Origin of the sequence: Leisingera sp. ANG-M6, assembly GCF_000813905.1 — a bacterium.
Taxonomy (GTDB): domain Bacteria; phylum Pseudomonadota; class Alphaproteobacteria; order Rhodobacterales; family Rhodobacteraceae; genus Leisingera.
Window position 1 is genome coordinate 192,560 of sequence record NZ_JWLG01000005.1, and the last position, 17,182, is coordinate 209,741.

Below are 17,182 nucleotides of genomic sequence, written 5' to 3' on the forward strand. Positions count from 1 at the left end.
ATTATGGTGAATAGGACAGGAATAAGCCCTTTGCGGGAAGGGCAGGTAACACAGGCGGTATGAGCATGACGTTGAACCTTTCGATGCCCGGGAATGAAGAGTTGAAGCCGAAGATCACCGTGTTCGGTGTCGGCGGCGCTGGCGGCAATGCCGTCAACAACATGATCGCCAAGGAATTGGATGGCGTCGAATTCGTCGTGGCCAATACCGATGCGCAGGCGCTGCAGCAGAGCGCTGCCAAAAGCCGCGTGCAACTGGGCATCAAAGTCACCGAAGGTCTGGGCGCAGGCGCCCGTCCGCAGGTCGGCTCTGCCGCAGCTGAGGAAAGCATCGAACAGATCGTCGACCACCTGGCGGGCGCGCATATGTGCTTCATCACCGCGGGCATGGGCGGTGGCACCGGCACCGGCGCCGCGCCGATCATCGCGCAGGCCGCGCGGGAACTGGGTGTGCTGACCGTTGGTGTTGTCACCAAGCCGTTCCAGTTCGAGGGCCTCAAGCGGATGCGCCAGGCCGAGGCCGGTGTTGAAAGCCTGCAGAAGGTGGTCGACACGCTGATCATCATCCCGAACCAGAACCTGTTCCGCCTTGCCAACGAGAAGACCACCTTCACCGAGGCGTTCTCGATGGCCGATGACGTGCTGTACCAGGGCGTCAAAGGCGTGACCGACCTGATGGTCCGCCCGGGCCTGATCAACCTCGACTTTGCCGACGTCCGCGCCGTGATGGACGAGATGGGCAAGGCGATGATGGGCACCGGCGAGGGCGAGGGCGAGGACCGCGCGGTCCAGGCCGCCGAGAAGGCGATCGCCAACCCGCTGCTGGACGAAATCAGCCTCAAAGGCGCCAAGGGCGTGCTGATCAACATCACCGGCTCGCACGACCTGACCCTGTTCGAACTGGACGAGGCCGCCAACCGCATCCGCGAGGAAGTGGACCCGGATGCCAACATCATCGTCGGTTCCACCCTGGATACCGGCATGGAAGGCAAGATGCGGGTCTCCGTCGTTGCCACCGGCATCGACGCAACCGACGTGAACACCGACATGCCGGTACCGCGCCGCCCGATGTCGGCGCCGCTGCGCCAGACCGTCAGCGTCGAGGAAAACCGCGCCGCGCCGCTGGAGCTGGAAACCCCGGTTCAGCAGCCCGCCGCCGCTGAGACCGCGCCTGAACCAGTGCAGGAAGCGCCTGCCGCCGCCGCTCTGGAAGAGCCGTCGCTGTTCGAAGAGCTGAACGTGCAGCAGGCTGCCGCTCAGGAGCAGGCAGAAGACGTGTTTGAAGAAGTTGAGCAGCTGGACGACGACGGCCTGCCGCCCCCCGCCTACCAGCCGCAGGTGCCGGAGTTCCGTCCGCAGGCAGATGTTGCAGAGGCTCCGCAAGCTGCCTTTGTCGCCCCCAAGGCGCCCGCGCCGGGCACCCCGTCGCCGCAAGCGCTGGAGCGTCTGCAGGCCGCCGCCCAGCGGGTGCAGCAGCCGCAGCAGCAACAGGCTCCGCAGGCCGTGCGTCCTGCCGCCCCTGCAGCCCAGGCGCCGCAGCAACAGCAGCAACAGCAGCAAACGCAGCAGCAGCAGCCGGAAGGGCAGCGCCGCTTTGGCCTGAATTCGCTGATCCACCGGATGACCGGCAGCAATGACGCCCCGGCCGCGAAACAGCAGCCGCAGGCGGTCCGCCAGCAACCCGCAATGCACGCGCACGCACCGGCAGCCCAGCCGCAGCAGGCACAGCAGCAGCAGGCGGATCCGGATCAGGAACGCATCGAAATCCCCGCTTTCCTGCGCCGCCAGGCAAACTGAAGCATCACATATCGCGCTTGAAAAGCCGCCTTCGGGCGGCTTTTTATTTTTGTATTTCAAGCTATTGCGGTGATCTGAGCGGTGTTTTGCCGACCTGTTACATCCATGTTTCAATCCGTTACAAAGATTGAGTTGTGCGTTTTTAAGCAAAACCTTAACTCTCATCCGCAACACGGCCCCCGAGGCCGGAAACAGTGGAATGAGGCGCAACGTGCAGAATACGCTCAAAGCATCGGTGGCATTCGAAGGGGTCGGCCTGCACTCCGGCAAACCCGCACGCATGGTCCTGATCCCGGCTCCGGCGGGGCACGGCATCGTGTTCAAGCGCACCGACATTGCATTGGGCAACACTGTGGTTCCGGCCCGCTGGGATCTGGTGGAGCGCAGCCCGCTCTGCACCCGGCTTGTCAATGGCTCCGGCGTCAGCGTTTCCACTGTTGAGCACATCATGGCCGCGCTCGCCGGCTGCGGCGTGCACAACGCACTGATCGAAATCGACGGCCCGGAAGTGCCGATCGTGGACGGCTCCTCGGCACCGTTTGTGCGCGGCATCATGCAGCACGGCGTGCAGCGTCTGGCTGCGCCGATCATGGCTTATGAAATTCTGAAGCCGGTGACGGTGGAGAAGGATGGCGCCCGCGCCACCCTGCTGCCCAGCGACCGGCTGACCATTGAATTCCACATCGACTTTGCCGAGGCTGCCATCGGCCGCCAGAGCAAGGTTCTGGACATGCGCAATGGCAGCTTTGCGCGTGAGCTGTGCGACAGCCGCACCTTCTGCCGCCAGGCAGATGTCGAAACAATGCAGGCCAACGGCCTCGCTCTCGGCGGCAAGCCGGGCGAAAACGCCGTTGTGTTTGATGGGGAACGTGTCGAGAGCGGCGCAGGTCTGCGCCACTCGGACGAGCCTGTACGCCACAAGATGCTGGATGCACTGGGGGATCTGGCACTGGCTGGGGGGCCGATCTTGGGGCGCTACGTTGGCGAGCGCGCGGGGCACGCGCTGACCAACACTTTGCTGCGGGCCCTGTTTGCGCAGCCGGATGCGGTCCGGGCCGTCGCCTGCGATGCAGCGATGACCGCACGGCTGCCGGGGCAGGGGCTGATCTGGTCGGAAATCCCGGCCGAGCAGCGCCGCGTGGCATAAGGCAGAAGACCACACTACGAGCGGACAGACTGGCCCGGGACGTGAGTGTCCCGGGTCTTTTCCTGTGCGGCGGCGCGGTACGGGGCGGGAACGGCAGGGCAGCCTTGACCATGGACGGCTTTCTCTGCCATGTGAGTGCGGAAGTGTCGAAAGGCGTTTTGCGCGCCATTTGAATATGCTAGAGACGGCATAACCGGGGCATACACCCGTAAGGCAATGACGGTGAGGTGAGGCACAATGAACGGCATCAGGGCAGGAGCCAAAACCCTCGGCGCAGTCCTTTTGATGGCGGCCCTTGCAGGCTGCGGCGGCGACGGCGGCGCGGTGAAGCGCGGCGAGTCGGTCGAAGCCTTCCCGCCGGATCAGATTTATGAGCGGGCCGAGTTCGAACTGGCCAACCGCCGTCCCAAGGATGCGGTTTATTACTTTTCCGAGATCGAGCGCCTGTACCCCTATTCCGAATGGGCCAAGCAATCAGTGATCATGCAGGCCTTCTCCTATCATCAGGTCAAGGATTACGAGAACAGCCGCGCCGCCGCGCAGCGGTTCATCGACTTCTACCCGGCGGATGAAGACGCGGCCTATGCCCAGTATCTGCTGGCGCTTAGCTATTATGACCAGATCGACGAAGTGGGCCGTGACCAGGGGCTGACCTTCCAGGCGCTGCAGGCGCTACGCACCGTGATCGAGGTCTACCCTGACAGTGAATATGCCAATTCGGCGATCCTGAAATTCGACCTGGCCTTTGACCACCTGGCGGGCAAGGAGATGGAGATCGGCCGCTATTACCTGCGCCGCGGCCACTACTCCTCTGCGATCAACCGCTTCCGGGTGGTGGTGGAGGACTTCCAGACCACCAGCCACACGCCGGAAGCGCTGCACCGTCTGGTCGAGTCCTACCTGTCGCTGGGCCTGACCGCCGAGGCGCAGACTGCGGCGGCCATTCTGGGCCATAACTTCCAGTCCACCGATTGGTACGAGGACAGCTACAAACTGCTGTCCGCAAATGGGCTCAAGCCCAAGGACCGCGGCAACAATTGGCTGAGCCAGATTTACCGCCAGACGATCAAGGGGCGGTGGCTGTAACGGCCGCCGCGGCAATGGGGCGGGGCAATGCTGCGCGCGCTTGATATCCGGGATATCCTGATCATTGATCATCTGGAGCTGAACTTTCAGCCCGGATTGAATGTGCTGACCGGCGAGACCGGGGCCGGCAAATCCATCCTGCTCGACAGCCTCGGCTTTGTGCTGGGCTGGCGCGGCCGCGCCGAACTGGTGCGCCAGGGGGCAAGCCAGGGCGAGGTTCTGGCGGAGTTCGAGCTGGGCGAAGGCCATCCCGCACATGCTATTCTGGAAGAGGCCGGGCTGCCGGGCGGCAATGAGCTGATCCTGCGCCGGGTGAACACCGCCGAGGGGCGCAAGACTGCCTGGGTCAACGACCGCCGCTGCTCGGGCGAGGTGCTGCGGGCGTTGTCGGAGACATTGGTGGAACTGCACGGCCAGCATGACGACCGCGGTTTGCTGAACCCGCGCGGCCATATGGCGCTGCTGGACCAATACGCCGGGGTGCAGGCGCTTCTGGCCTCTGTGCGCAGCGCCTGGGGCGATGCTGCCAAGGCGCGCAAGACGGTGGCGGCCACCCGCGCCGCGCTGGAAGCGGTACGTGCCGAGGAAGAGTTCCTGCGCCACGCGGTGGGGGAGCTGGACAAGCTGGACCCGCAGCCGGGCGAGGATGAGGCGCTGGACACCCGCCGCCGCCAGATGCAGGCGGCAGAGCGCATCCGCGGCGACATCGCCCGCGCCCACGCGCTGCTGAGCGAGGGTGCTGAGGCGGCAATGGGCGAGGCGCAGCGCTGGCTGGAAGGCGTCGCGGGGCAGGAGGCCGAGGGCGGGCTGGATGAGCCGCTGGCGGCGCTCAGCCGCGCGATGATTGAACTCGGCGATGCCCAGGACGGGGTTGAGCGGGTGCTGGACAGCCTTGATTTCAATCCTGGTGAGCTGGAAGATTGCGAGGAGCGCCTGTTCGCGATCCGTGGCCTGGCGCGCAAGCACGACGTGCAGCCGGATGAGCTGGCAGGCTACGCAGAAACGCTGCGCAGCAAGCTGGCGGCATTGGACGCGGGCGATCAGGATCTGGCCGACCAGGAGGCAGCATTGAAGGCCGCGGAGGCGGCCTATACCGAGGCCGCCAAGCAGCTGGGCGCGGTGCGCCGCCAAAGCGCTGCGGCGCTGGATAAGGCCGTGATGGCAGAACTGGCACCGCTCAAGATGGAACGCGCGGTGTTTGAGACCCGCATCACTACGGCAGAGCCGGGGCCGGAGGGCATGGACGCAGTGGCATTTACCGTTGCCACCAACCCGGGCGCGCCCGCGGGGCCGCTGAACAAGATCGCCTCCGGCGGCGAGCTGAGCCGGTTCCTGCTGGCGCTGAAGGTCTGCTTGCGCGGCGAGGATTCCAGCAAGACGCTGATTTTCGACGAGATCGACCGTGGCGTCGGCGGTGCGACGGCAGATGCCGTGGGCCGGCGCCTGCGCAGCTTGGCTGGCAGCGGCCAGGTGCTGGTGGTGACCCACTCGCCGCAGGTGGCGGCCCTTGGCGGCCATCACTGGCAGGTGCGCAAGCAGGTGGTCGACGGCATGACCCTGTCGCAGGTAGTGCCGCTGGCCGAGTCCGAGCGGGTGGATGAGCTTGCCCGGATGGTGTCCGGTGATACCATCACCGAGGAGGCCCGTGCCGCGGCCCGCGCGCTGCTGGCGGGATGACCCGCCGGCGCCATAGCCTGGGTGAGGGTTCTTTAACCGCGATGTGGCAGCTAGGGGCCACAGAAAACAAAAAGACCCGCTGACAGGTTATGGTGCAAGAAATCCGTTCGTCCCTTTCCGCAATTCTCCTGCAATGGCTGGCCGGCCTCAAGGACATCTGGCGGGTGCTGCGCCACCGCGGCCCGAGCCAGTTCCAGTTCTGGCTGATCGCGCTCCTGATCGGCATCGCCGCCGGTTTTGCCGCGCTGTTCTTCCGCAAGGGGATCGCGGCGCTGCAGGCCTGGGTCTATGGCGCGCCGGATGTCGACTACCTGCATTCCTACGCGCAGGACCTGCCATGGTATGTGCTGGTCAGCATAGCCGCGGGCGGCGGGCTGGTGGTGGGTCTGATCCTCGACCGCTTCACTCCGGATGCCCGGGTGCGCTCGGTTGCCGATGTGATCGAAGGTGCGGCGCTGCATGACGGCAGGGTCGAGCACAAGGAGGGCCTGGCCTCGGCGCTGGCGTCCTTCATTACGCTCTCCACAGGCGGCTCCACGGGCCGGGAAGGGCCGGTGGTGCATCTGGCCGGGGTGATTTCCACCTGGGTCAGCAACCGGATCAACGCCGACGGTATCACCGGGCGCGACCTGTTGGGCTGTGCGGTGGCCGCGGGTGTCTCTGCCAGCTTCAACGCGCCGATTGCGGGCGCGCTGTTTGCGATGGAGGTGGTGCTGCGGCATTTCTCCGTCAACGCCTTTGCGCCGATCGTGGTGGCCTCGGTCGCGGGCACCGTGATCAACCGGCTGGAATACGGCGACGTGACCGAGTTTACCCTCAACACGCCCGGCGCGCTGCAGTTCTATGTGGAACTGCCCGCTTTTCTGATCCTTGGCCTGATCTGCGGCCTGGTGGCGGTGGCGCAGATGCGGGCGATCTTCTTTGCCGAGAAGGTGGGCAACACGGTGCAGCAGCGCCTGATGCTGCCGCGCTGGCTGCGCCCGGCGGTGTCTGGTGCCATGCTGGGCGTCATCGCCGTCTGGTTCCCGCATATCATCGGTGTCGGCTATGAAACCACGGTTCTGGCCCTCACTGGGGGACTGCTGCTGGGACAGGCAGTGATCTTCACCGTGGTCAAAACCGCCGCTGTGGCGATCACCATGGGCGGGCGCATGGGCGGCGGGGTGTTCTCGCCCTCGCTGATGATCGGTGCCCTGACCGGGCTGGCCTTCGGGCTGATTGCCACTTCGGTGCTGCCGGATGTGTCCGGCACCCACACGCTTTACGCATTCGCCGGCATGGGGGCGGTGGCCGCCGCGGTGCTGGGCGCGCCGATTTCCACCACGCTCATTGTGTTCGAGCTGACCGGCGACTGGCAGATTGGCCTGGCGGTGATGGTGTCCGTTTCCATGTCCACCGCGCTGGCCTCGCGGCTGGTGGACCGGTCCTTCTTCCTGACCCAGCTGGAGCGCCGCGACATTCACTGCGCCGCCGGGCCGCAGGCCTATCTGCTGGCGCTGATCCGCGCAGGCGCGGTGATGCGGCCGATGGGCGATAGCCGCTGCGCCAGCCCGGAGGACTGCCAGGCGCTGGTGGAGGAGGGGCTGTGCATCCGCGCGGCTGCCTCGCTGGAGGCGGCGATGCCGGTTTTCGACCGGGCCGATGTGCCCTATCTGCCTGTGGTGATGGAAGAGGACGGCAAGGAGCAGGTCATCGGTGCGCTCTATCATGTGGACGCGCTCAAGGCCTACAACCGCGCCCTGGCCGCCACCGCCGCCGAGGAGCACAGGTAGGGCAGGCAGAGCAGTTGCAGCGGCGCCAGTGCAAACCCGTGCCGGTTTAGGGGAAACTTTCCGCGTTGCTCCCCGGATATGTGAGATTTTGGATACAGGTTAAGGATTAATTAATCTGCGCATTGCTCTGCATCAAAGTCTGACTCAACAATACGTGAATAAGTCGCAAAAACACTCACATCGGCAGGCAACCAAAATGCGAAACTTCGAAACTGGCCCGCAAGAGGCTGGTGCGAAACACAAGGCGGACGAGCGGGAAAACGAACGGGCAGCACTGGAAGCGGCAATCAACTACGCAATCCAATGTGCGCGCGAAACGGATATTCTCGGTGCAGGCGACTCTTTGGAGCAAGCCAGGCTGAACCTCAGCCGGGCCGTCCTGACCTGATCCCCTTAGATTGTGCCGGACGGCAGACAGCCGCTGTTTTGGACAGCGGCAGGGCTTTGTCGGCCTAAGAACCCCCAAGTGAAAACACCGGCGCCAAGGCACCGGTGCTTGTTTTTTTAACTTATTGCCGTCTGGCAGGACGGCCGCAGCTGCGCGAAACTCCCGCAGTGAAGCCGGGCGGGCGGTTCAGACCTGTTCCACCTTGACGGAGTCGCTCAGCACAAAGGCCAGGTGGCCCTTGATCTCTGCAACTTCATCCTTGGGGTCCTCATAGCTCCAAGCGGCGTTTTCGGTCACCGAGGACTTGTTGGCGATCGAGAAATAGCTGGCGTCACCCTTGTGCGGGCAGTGGGTGGTCTTGCTGGTGCGGTCCAGGAACGCCATCGCAATGTCTTCGCGCGGGAAATAGATGACCGGATCCAGATCGCCCTCCGACAGCTCCAGTGCATTGGAGGTTTCCCCCAATACGGCGCCGCCTGAGCGGACAGTCCAGGTGCCTTCGGCCTTGCGGATGCGGATAGTGGTCATGCGTGTTTTCCCATTCTCTTCGGTCTTGTCGTCTTGTGTTCAGCCTATGTAACACTTCCGTGTCACAAGGGGGCGGTTGCGGCATCAAGCCACGCCTTTGCGGCGGGGCTGAGCTGCGGGCCGATTTTTGCCAGAACCTCCTGGTGGTAGCTGTCGAGCCAGTCTTTCTCGTCTGCTGTCAGCATGGAGGCATTCACCAGCCGCCGGTCTACCGGGGCAAAGGTGAGCGTGCGCCAGCACAGCATGTCGCGCTCTGCGTCGCTGGTGTCAAGGGCCGGGGCGGTTTCAACAACCAGAAGGTTCTCGATCCGGATGCCAAAGGCACCCTCGCGGTAGTATCCCGGCTCATTGGACAGGATCATGCCGGGCTCAAACGGCACATGGCTGGTGCGCGCCAGCCGCTGCGGGCCTTCATGCACACTCAAGTAAGCTCCGACGCCGTGGCCAAGCCCGTGGTTGAAGTCCTGGCCTGCCAGCCACAGCGGCATCCGCCCGATACATTCGATGTCGCGGCCCGCCAGCCCCTTGGGCCAGCGCAGGCGGGACATGGCGATCATGCCCTGCAGCACGCGGGTAAAGGCCGCGCGCTCCTCCTCGCCGGGCGTGCCGATGGCGATGGTGCGGGTGATGTCGGTGGTGCCGTCCAGATACTGGCCGCCGCTGTCCATCACCAGCAGGTGGCCGTCCTCCAGCCGTGTGTCGGTCTCCTCAGTCACGCGGTAATGCATGACGGCGCCGTTCTCGCCGGTGCCTGCGATGGTTTCAAAGCTGATGTCGCGCAGGGCAGGGTCGGCACTGCGGAGGCTCTCCAGCTTCTTCACCACATCAATCTCGGTAATGGTGCCGGGTGCCTGCGCATCCAGCCAGGCCAGCATTTCCACGATGGCGGCACCGTCACGCAGATGCGCTGCCGCGCTGCCCGCGATCTCGGCGGCGTTCTTGCGGGCCTTAGGCAGGGCGCAGGGGTCGCCTGCGGGCACCAGCCGTTCGCCCAGCTTGTCCGCCACGATCTGCGGCACGGTGCCGGAGTCGGCAGCGACTGACCCGTTGAGTGCTGCAGTGGCTTTGAGGAAGTCTTCCGGCGCATGCACGGTGACGGAGCTGTCAAAGTGGCCCTCAAGCCCTTCCAGCTTCTCCGCAGCCATGAACAGGTCCACCCGCGCGTCATCGTGCAGGATGGCAAAGCCATGCGCCACCGGGTTGCGGGCCACGTCGCTGCCGCGGATGTTCAACAGCCACATGATGCTGTCGGGCAGGGTGATGACCGCCGCCGCCTGGCCTGCCTCGCGCAGTCCCTTGGCCAGCCGCGCGCATTTGTCCGCCGCACTTTCGCCTGCGTAGTCCAGCGGGTGCGCGGCCACCGGGTTCATCGGCGGCGCGGGCTGGTCCGCCCAGATCCGGTCCACCAGGTTATCGCATTGAACCAGGGTGATGCCGCTGCCCTTCAGCTCCTTTTCCAGGGCGGTGATCTGCCCCGCCGCATGCAGCCAGGGATCAAAGCCCACCTTGCCGCCGCTGGGCAGCTGTTCTTTCAGCCAGTCCGCCAGCTGCACATCGGGCCAGGGTACGGGGGTGTAGTCCGCGGCGACCTGCCGTTTCACCTGGGTGCGGTAGCGGCCGTCGATGAAGACGCCGGCAATCTCCCGCAGCACCGCGCAAAAGCCCGCGGAGCCGGTGAAACCGGTGAGCCAGGAAAGGCGCTCATCAGGTGGTGCCACGTATTCGCCCTGATGGGCATCGGAGCGCGGCACCAGGAACCCGTCGAGACCTTCCGCCGCCAGTTCCTTGCGCAGGGCAGCCAGACGGGGCGGGCCCTGGTCCGGGCGGGCAGTCACGTCAAAGGTCTGATACATCGGCGTCTCTCCTGCTAATGGGGCGGGGCGGCAGCAGGGGAAACCCTGAGTGCCGCAGCAAAGAAAAGGCGCGGGGCTGAGCAGCCGCGCGCCCCTTCTTGTCCCAAATACCCCTGCGGCTGGCAAGGGCGGCGGCAGAGAGATTTGCCGGGACCTGACGGAACAAGCGGGAAGGCTTGAATCGGGCGAGGCTCCCGCCCGTCCTTGGCGCATCCAAGATGCGCTGCGGCCCGTTGGGCCACGCGCCGGATGCAGGGCATCCGGCGCCGCCGCGCGCGTCAGCGCGCGGCCATGCCCAAGGCTGAGGACGGCATCTGCAGATGCAGGCCGCAGGCGCGGGAGCCCGCCCTTGCCTTTGTCCGCTACAGGATCAGCTCGCCCGTTTGATGCCCATCACCCGGGCGCGGGCGCGCGGGTCGCTGTCGAACAGGGCGGCCAGCTGTTCGGTCATGGCGCCGGCCAGCTGCTCAACATCGGTGATCGTCACCGCACGCTCATAATAGCGGGTCACGTCATGGCCGATGCCAATCGCCAGCAGCTCCACCTGCTTGCGCTTCTCCACCATCGCAATCACGTCGCGCAGGTGCTTCTCCAGATAGTTCGCCGGGTTCACTGACAGCGTCGAATCATCCACCGGCGCGCCGTCGGAGATCACCATCAGGATCTTGCGGGCCTCGCGCCGCGCCACCATCCGCCGGTGCGCCCATTCCAGCGCCTCGCCGTCGATGTTTTCCTTCAAGAGGCCCTCTTTCATCATCAGGCCCAGATTGGCGCGGGTGCGGCGCATCGGGGCGTCGGCGCCCTTGTAGATGATGTGGCGCAGGTCGTTCAGGCGGCCGGGCTGCTGCGGGCGGCCGTCGTTCAGCCAGGCCTCGCGCGCCATGCCGCCTTTCCAGGCGCGGGTGGTGAAGCCGAGGACTTCAACCTTCACGTTGCAGCGCTCCAGCGTGCGGGCCAGCACGTCGGCGCAGATCGCCGCGATGGAAATCGGGCGGCCGCGCATAGAGCCGGAGTTGTCGAGCAGCAGCGTCACCACGGTGTCGCGGAACTCGGTGTCCTTTTCGACCTTGAAGCTGAGCGGCGTGGTCGGGTTGGCAACCACCCGCGCCAGGCGGCCTGCATCCAGGATGCCTTCTTCGCGGTCAAACTCCCAGCTGCGGTTCTGCTGCGCCTGCAGGCGGCGCTGCAGCTTGTTGGCCAAGCGGCTGACGGCGCCCTTCAGCGGCTCCAGCTGCTGGTCGAGATAGGCGCGCAGGCGCTCCAGCTCGGCAGGCTCGGCCAGTTCCTCGGCGTTGATTTCCTCATCATGGGCATCCAGGAACACCTTGTAGTCCGGGTCGGCGTCAGAGACCGGCGGCGGGGCAGGCGGCTCCAGCGGCGCCTCGCCATCGGGCATCTCGGTGTCCTCGGCCAGATCATCGTCGGCCATTTCGTCCATCGAGACCTGGGCCTGGCTCTCGTCCTGCTGCTGCTCCTGGCTCTGCTCAGGAGAGGCGTCGGCCTGCTCCTCCTCGCTATCGTCCTGGCCGGTGCTGTCCGGATCCTGCTGCTCCTCGGCGTTGTCCTCGGCCTCATCATTGGCCTCGTCGTCCAGCTCATCCGGGTCGTCGCCCAACTGGTCGCCATAGCCAAGGTCGGAGATTACCTGCCGTGCCAGCTTGGCAAAGGCAGCCTGGTCGGCAATGGTTTCGTCCAGGTTCTCCAGCGTGCCGCCGGCCTGGGATTCGATGAACCCGCGCCACAGCTCCATGATGTTGCCCGCGCCTTCGGGCAGCTCGCGGCCGGTTGCCAGATGGCGCACCAGATAGCCCGCGGCGGCAGCCAGCGGTGCCTCGGAGGAGGACTTCATCTGGTCATAGCCGCGGCGGATCGACTCGTTGCGGATCTTGACGTCGATGTTCGACGCGGTGCCGGGCATATGCCGCGCGCCCATCGCCTCGCAGCGGGCGGTTTCCATCGCCTCATAGAGATCGCGGGCCATTTCGCCCTGCGGCACGTATTTGGCGTGGGTAGCGTCGTCGTGGAACTTGTGGCGCAGCGCCAGCGCATCCGCGGTGCCACGGGCCAGCAGCACCTCCTCGCGGGTCATCCGGCGGGAGACCTGCGGCAGCCGCATCGAGTCACCCGACAGCCCCGAGGGGTCGACGGTATAGCTGACCGACAGTTCCGGGTCGTCGGCCATCACCTTGGTGGCTTCGGCCAGCGCCTTCTTGAACGGATCGGCTGGGTTGTCGTTCGGCTTTTTCATGGTCGCACCTTTTCCGCCAGTCAGCATCGCCCTTGCCTGATTGAAAGTCCAGCGAGTGTGCTGCGGATAGGGCAGCGGCCGGCCCGGCGGGGTGGGCGAGAAGCGCCCGCCCCGTGGGGGGCGGGTCGGGCGCTGCCCGGCCTGCGGCCGGGCGGCATTTTACCAGTTAGCCCAGCGAAACGCTCGCGGCGCTCTCCGGCAGCTCCTCGTCAAAGCAGCGCTGGTAGAACTCGGCCACGGTCTGGCGCTCCAGCTCGTCGCATTTGTTCAGGAACGACAGGCGGAAGGCATAACCCACATTGCGGAAGATCTCGGCGTTCTGGGCCCAGTTAATCACCGTCCGCGGCGACATCACGGTCGACAGGTCGCCGTTCATGAAGGCTGTGCGGGTGAGGTCTGCAACGGTTACCATCTGAGAGATCTTCTTGCGGCCCTCGGCGGTGTTGTAATGCGGCGCCTTGGACAGGACGATGGCGCTCTCGGCGTCATGGCTCAGGTAGTTCAGGGTCGAGACCAGCGACCAGCGGTCCATCTGTGCCTGGTTGATCTGCTGGGTACCGTGATAGAGCCCGGTGGTATCGCCGAGGCCGACGGTGTTGGCGGTGGCAAACAGGCGGAAGAACGGGTTCGGAGTGATGATCTCGTTCTGGTCCAAGAGGGTCAGCTTGCCGTCATGCTCCAGCACCCGCTGGATCACAAACATCACGTCGGCGCGGCCCGCGTCGTATTCGTCGAACACGATGGCAACCGGATTGCGCAGCGCCCAGGGCAGGATGCCCTCGTGGAATTCAGTGACCTGCTTGCCGTCGCGCAGCTTGATCGCGTCCTTGCCAATGAGGTCGATCCGGGAGATGTGGCTGTCCAGATTCACCCTCACGGAGGGCCAGTTCAGCCGCGCCGCAACCTGTTCGATATGGGTCGATTTACCGGTGCCGTGGTAGCCCTGGATCATCACCCGGCGGTTGTGGCTGAAGCCCGCCAGAATCGCCAGCGTGGTTTCCGGGTCGAACTTGTAGGTGTGGTCCATCGCCGGAACGCGCTCTGAGCTGTCGGCAAACCCCTTGACCGTCATGTCAGTGTCGATCCCGAACACATCGCGCACCGAAATCGTTTCGGTCGGTTTCGCATCCATATCCACAAATCCGTCGGTCATCGCAGTCGGTCCTTATCCCTCTTCCCTGCTGTCAGGGGCCAATTCGCGGGATTGGTGCCTGATCTGGCCGCCAAGGGCAAGGGAAAGTCGCGCCGGAAGCCAGCTGAACGTGCGATTGATCCGCAACTGGACGGGCCAGAGCGGGCCGACCAGGCAGTTCAGCGCTGCAGGGGAAATTCAAAGCGCCCCCAGCCGGGCAGCAGGGGGCGCGTTTTGCCGGTTATGTCGCGCTTTTGGGGGGACAGCTGCGCCCGGCATGCCCCTGCGTAACCGGTCAGGGCGGTATGCGTCAAAGAAATAAAATTTCTATCATAAACTTTCGGCAAAAGACCGCCCATCGCAACCTATGGCGCGGCAATGAAAAAAGGGCGGCTGCTGCCGCCCCGGTTTCCGGAAATCCCCCCCCGGCTCACTTGAAGCTGCGGCTGTCCTTGATCTGGTCCCAGGCCCAGCGGACCTCCTGCAGCTGTTCTTCCTGGCTGCGGTCGCCACCGTTCATGTCCGGGTGCAGCACCTTGATCAGCTTCTTGTAGGCCTTGCGGATGTCGGCCTTGGACCAGTCGTCCTTGGCTTCCAGGATCTCGATGGCGCGGCGTTCAGTGGGCGGCAGGCGGCGGCCTGCCTTGGCCGCGCGGCCCGGGTTCTGGGTCGCATTGGCGCCCAGCACCTGATGCGGGTCCTCGATGCCCAGCCGTGCCCAGGCGCGCGCCTCCGGGTCGCCCAGCGGCTTGGTCTCGCGCTCCCAGACCTTGTCCTTGGAGCGCTGCGCATTCATCTCTGCCTCGGTGGTGCCTTCAAAGAAGTTCCACTGGTTGTTGTACTCGCGCACGTGCTCCTGGCAGAACCAGTAGAAGTCATCCAGCACATCCGGCGCCTTGGGGGCGCGGAACTTGCCGGCCTCCTCGCAGCCGTCCTTGTCGCACACGCGCTGGGACGTCTCGGAGGCGCCGCTGGCAGCGCGCCGCCCGCGCGGGTTCTTCTTCTTGGCGGAGCGGACGGACATATCGAAGCCAAAGGGATCGGATTTGCTCATGGGGCGCACCTTCTAGACGCATCTGTTCGACTCGGAGGCAGCAGTTTAGTCTAAGGGGCGCCAGATTGAAGGGGGCGCAGGCAAAAAAGATGGGGATGAGCGGAAAATGAGCGTTCAGCAGGAAATGGAAGCGGCGCTGCAGGCGGCCTTTGCGCCAACCGCGCTGGAAGTGGTCAACGAAAGCCACAAACACGCGGGCCACGCGGGCGATGACGGCTCCGGCGAGAGCCATTTTGCGGTGCGAATCCGTGCCGGGGCCTTTCAGGGCATGAACCGGGTGCAGCAGCACCGCGCGGTGCATAAGGCGCTGGGCGGCATCGTGCCGCGCATCCACGCGCTGGCGCTGGATATCGGCGCCTGAGACCAAAGAGCGGCGGGCAATCTGCCCGCCCTTCCAAGAGCTTACTCTTTATCGCCGTCCTTGATTCCGGCCCGTGCCTTCAGCGCGGCGGTCATGCCGGAGACCGGGCTCAGTTCCTCGACCCCGTCATCGGCCTGCATCTTTGCGGCACCGGGGCCAGGCACCTGTTCCGCTTCCGGCGGGGCCTCCGGGTCGCCTGCGGCCGCCGTCAGCCGCGGTGTTTCCGGTTCGCTGTGACGGAATTCCACCGACGGTGCGGCAGGCTCCTTGCGGGTGCTCGCGGCCTTCTCAGCAGGCTTGTCCGTCGCCAGCGCGCGGCGGAACACCATCACGTTGCGCCAGTTGGTGGCAGAGCCCATCATGCCGGAGCGCTCCTCGCTCGGCAGCAGCTCGGCGCGCTGGAACTCCCAGCCCTCGGCGGCCATCTCATTGAGCAGGATCTCGATCGAATTGGCAAAGCGCGCCTCCGGTGTCTTCACGCCCTTGGCCTTGGTGCCCTTGGCCGGGGCGGGGACAACCTTGTATTCAAATGCTTGCATGAACGTCTCCTGTCTCAGGCCGCAGGTTTAGCGGAATGGGGGGGGCGGTCAAGGGGCAGGGCGTTTGGGCAATGCGCGGTCCTTCGCCGTTTTCCGGCGCGGAAAACGGCCCGGAAAACACGTGTTTTCCGAGCCGGAATTTTCGCAGAATTCCGGTTTCTGGGCTGTTTCAGCCCTCTGACGTCGCCATCTGCACCAGGGTCAGGCACACCTCCGTGGCTTTGGCCATGTCCTGCACCGAAATCCACTCCAGCGGCCCGTGCACATTCTGCATGCCGGTGAAGATATTGGGTGTCGGCACCCCGAATTCAGTCAGGCGCGATCCATCTGTGCCACCGCGGATCGGGGCAGAGATCGGTTCGATCCCATGCGCGCGGCAGGCCGCCAGCGCCAGCTCCACCGGCGTCATGTCATTTTCCAGCCAATAGCGCATGTTGCGGTATTGCGGGAAAATCTCACAGGTGATTTCCGCCCGCGGCTCAGTGGCTTGCACCGCCTCGCAGACACTGCGCAGCAGGGTGCCCTTGGCGGCCAGCCCGTCCAGTTCGAAGTCACGCAGGATCAGCTTGATCTCCATCTCCGAAGACCCGCCGTTCATGTCGGTGATGTGGATGAACCCTTCGCGGCCCGCGGTGGTTTCCGGGGTCATGGTGGCCTGCGGCAGGGTCTGCACGATCTTCGCGGCCAGGTGCGCGGCGTTGACCATCTCTTCCTTGGCCCAGCCGGGGTGGATCGACACACCCTTCACACTCACCACCGCGCGGTCGGCAGAGAAGCTCTCATAGACGATCTCGCCTGCGTCGCCGCCGTCCAGCGTATAGGCGAAGTCCACACCCAGGTCCTTGGGCAGCTGTTCGCCGACCCCGCGGCCGATTTCCTCGTCCGGGGTGAAGGCGAGGCGGATCTTCGGATGCTGGATCTCCGGGTTTGCCAGCAAGTGCTGCGCCAGCGTCATGACGATGGCGACGCCCGCCTTGTCGTCTGCGCCCAGCAAGGTGAGGCCGGAGGCGGTGATCAGATCATCGCCCTGTTTGGAGGCCAGATAAGGGGATTTCTGCGGCGACAACACCAGGTCCGGATTGTCGGGGAAGGTGATATCACCGCCGTCATACCCTTTGATCACCCGCGGCTTGACGCCGGTGGCATTGAACTGGGGCGCGGTATCCACATGGGCGAGCAGTCCGATGGCCGGCCCCGGCGCTGTGGCGGGAATGGTCGCCAGCACCACGCCATAGCTGGTGAGAGCGACGTCTACAGCGCCGATTTCCTGCAATTCTGCCACCAGCAGGTTCAGCATGCCGAACTGGATTTCAGTGCTGGGTGTTGTGGCGGATGTCTCGTCGCTCTGGCTGTCGATGGCGGCGTAGCGGACCAGACGGTTCTCAAGTTCCTGATCGAAATTGGGCTGCATGAAACCTCCGGGATTTTGGCAGGAGCAAAGCCCTTGGCGCGGCGAAGGTCAAGGCGGGGAATTCCGGTGCAGTGGCGGGGAAAGGCACCGCCCGCTGCACAGGGGGTGCACAGGGGGTGCACGCAGGACACCCCCATTTCCGGCACGAAAAAGGGCGCCGCGAGGGGCGCCCTTCCGGTATCGGATGTGC

The 17,182-nt window shown here is 65.0% G+C and carries 14 protein-coding genes; 7 read left to right on the forward strand and 7 right to left on the reverse strand.

Features of this window, described 5'->3' with window-relative positions; all coding sequences use genetic code 11:
• Positions 1–65 precede the first annotated feature (65 nt).
• The 6 genes from ftsZ (at position 66) to RA24_RS03435 (ending at position 7,866) form a co-directional block, all read left to right on the forward strand.
• Complete coding sequence (gene ftsZ / locus RA24_RS03410) at positions 66–1,796, forward strand: cell division protein FtsZ (RefSeq protein ID WP_039189865.1); 1,731 nt, start codon at positions 66–68, stop codon at positions 1,794–1,796.
• A 199-nt stretch (positions 1,797–1,995) separates the two neighbouring features.
• Entirely contained in the window at positions 1,996–2,943 is a 948-nt protein-coding gene (gene lpxC / locus RA24_RS03415; RefSeq protein ID WP_039189771.1) for a UDP-3-O-acyl-N-acetylglucosamine deacetylase, read from the forward strand.
• Between the two features lie 237 nt (positions 2,944–3,180).
• Positions 3,181–4,029: an outer membrane protein assembly factor BamD gene (locus tag RA24_RS03420; RefSeq protein ID WP_019298287.1), complete on the forward strand. Its 849-nt coding sequence runs from the start codon at positions 3,181–3,183 to the stop codon at positions 4,027–4,029.
• A 27-nt stretch (positions 4,030–4,056) separates the two neighbouring features.
• Complete coding sequence (gene recN / locus RA24_RS03425) at positions 4,057–5,706, forward strand: DNA repair protein RecN (protein WP_039189773.1); 1,650 nt, start codon at positions 4,057–4,059, stop codon at positions 5,704–5,706.
• Between the two features lie 89 nt (positions 5,707–5,795).
• Positions 5,796–7,478 carry a chloride channel protein gene (locus tag RA24_RS03430; RefSeq protein ID WP_039189775.1) on the forward strand — a complete coding sequence of 561 codons (1,683 nt, stop codon included), beginning with the start codon at positions 5,796–5,798 and terminating at the stop codon, positions 7,476–7,478.
• 196 nt (positions 7,479–7,674) lie between these two features.
• Entirely contained in the window at positions 7,675–7,866 is a 192-nt protein-coding gene (locus tag RA24_RS03435; RefSeq protein WP_039152219.1) for a hypothetical protein, read from the forward strand.
• A 186-nt stretch (positions 7,867–8,052) separates the two neighbouring features.
• Here the strand turns inward: RA24_RS03435 and RA24_RS03440 are convergent, their stop codons facing one another.
• The 5 genes from RA24_RS03440 to RA24_RS03460 all read right to left on the reverse strand — a co-directional run bounded on the left by RA24_RS03440 (position 8,053) and on the right by RA24_RS03460 (position 14,681).
• On the reverse strand, positions 8,053–8,394 hold the full coding sequence (locus RA24_RS03440) for a DUF427 domain-containing protein (RefSeq protein WP_019298283.1): 342 nt from the start codon (positions 8,392–8,394) through the stop codon (positions 8,053–8,055).
• A gap of 62 nt (positions 8,395–8,456) precedes the next feature.
• Positions 8,457–10,247, reverse strand: a complete 1,791-nt coding sequence (locus RA24_RS03445; RefSeq protein ID WP_039189777.1) for an aminopeptidase P family protein — start codon at positions 10,245–10,247, stop codon at positions 8,457–8,459.
• A 370-nt stretch (positions 10,248–10,617) separates the two neighbouring features.
• Positions 10,618–12,495 (reverse strand): cobaltochelatase subunit CobT, encoded by a 1,878-nt coding sequence (gene cobT, locus RA24_RS03450; protein WP_019298281.1) that lies wholly within the window; start codon positions 12,493–12,495, stop codon positions 10,618–10,620.
• A 166-nt stretch (positions 12,496–12,661) separates the two neighbouring features.
• Complete coding sequence (gene cobS, locus RA24_RS03455; protein WP_019298280.1) at positions 12,662–13,648, reverse strand: cobaltochelatase subunit CobS; 987 nt, start codon at positions 13,646–13,648, stop codon at positions 12,662–12,664.
• Between the two features lie 409 nt (positions 13,649–14,057).
• Positions 14,058–14,681, reverse strand: coding sequence for a DnaJ domain-containing protein (locus RA24_RS03460; RefSeq protein ID WP_039189778.1), 624 nt, complete (start codon positions 14,679–14,681; stop codon positions 14,058–14,060).
• Positions 14,682–14,787: 106 nt separating this feature from the next.
• Here RA24_RS03460 and RA24_RS03465 point away from each other — a divergent pair, with 106 nt between their 5' ends.
• On the forward strand, positions 14,788–15,042 hold the full coding sequence (locus RA24_RS03465) for a BolA family protein (protein WP_039189781.1): 255 nt from the start codon (positions 14,788–14,790) through the stop codon (positions 15,040–15,042).
• A 41-nt stretch (positions 15,043–15,083) separates the two neighbouring features.
• Here the strand turns inward: RA24_RS03465 and RA24_RS03470 are convergent, their stop codons facing one another.
• Entirely contained in the window at positions 15,084–15,581 is a 498-nt protein-coding gene (locus tag RA24_RS03470; protein ID WP_039174793.1) for a DUF4177 domain-containing protein, read from the reverse strand.
• Positions 15,582–15,750: 169 nt separating this feature from the next.
• Positions 15,751–16,992, reverse strand: a complete 1,242-nt coding sequence (pepT, locus tag RA24_RS03475; RefSeq protein WP_039189784.1) for a peptidase T — start codon at positions 16,990–16,992, stop codon at positions 15,751–15,753.
• Between the last annotated feature and the right edge of the window lie 190 nt (positions 16,993–17,182).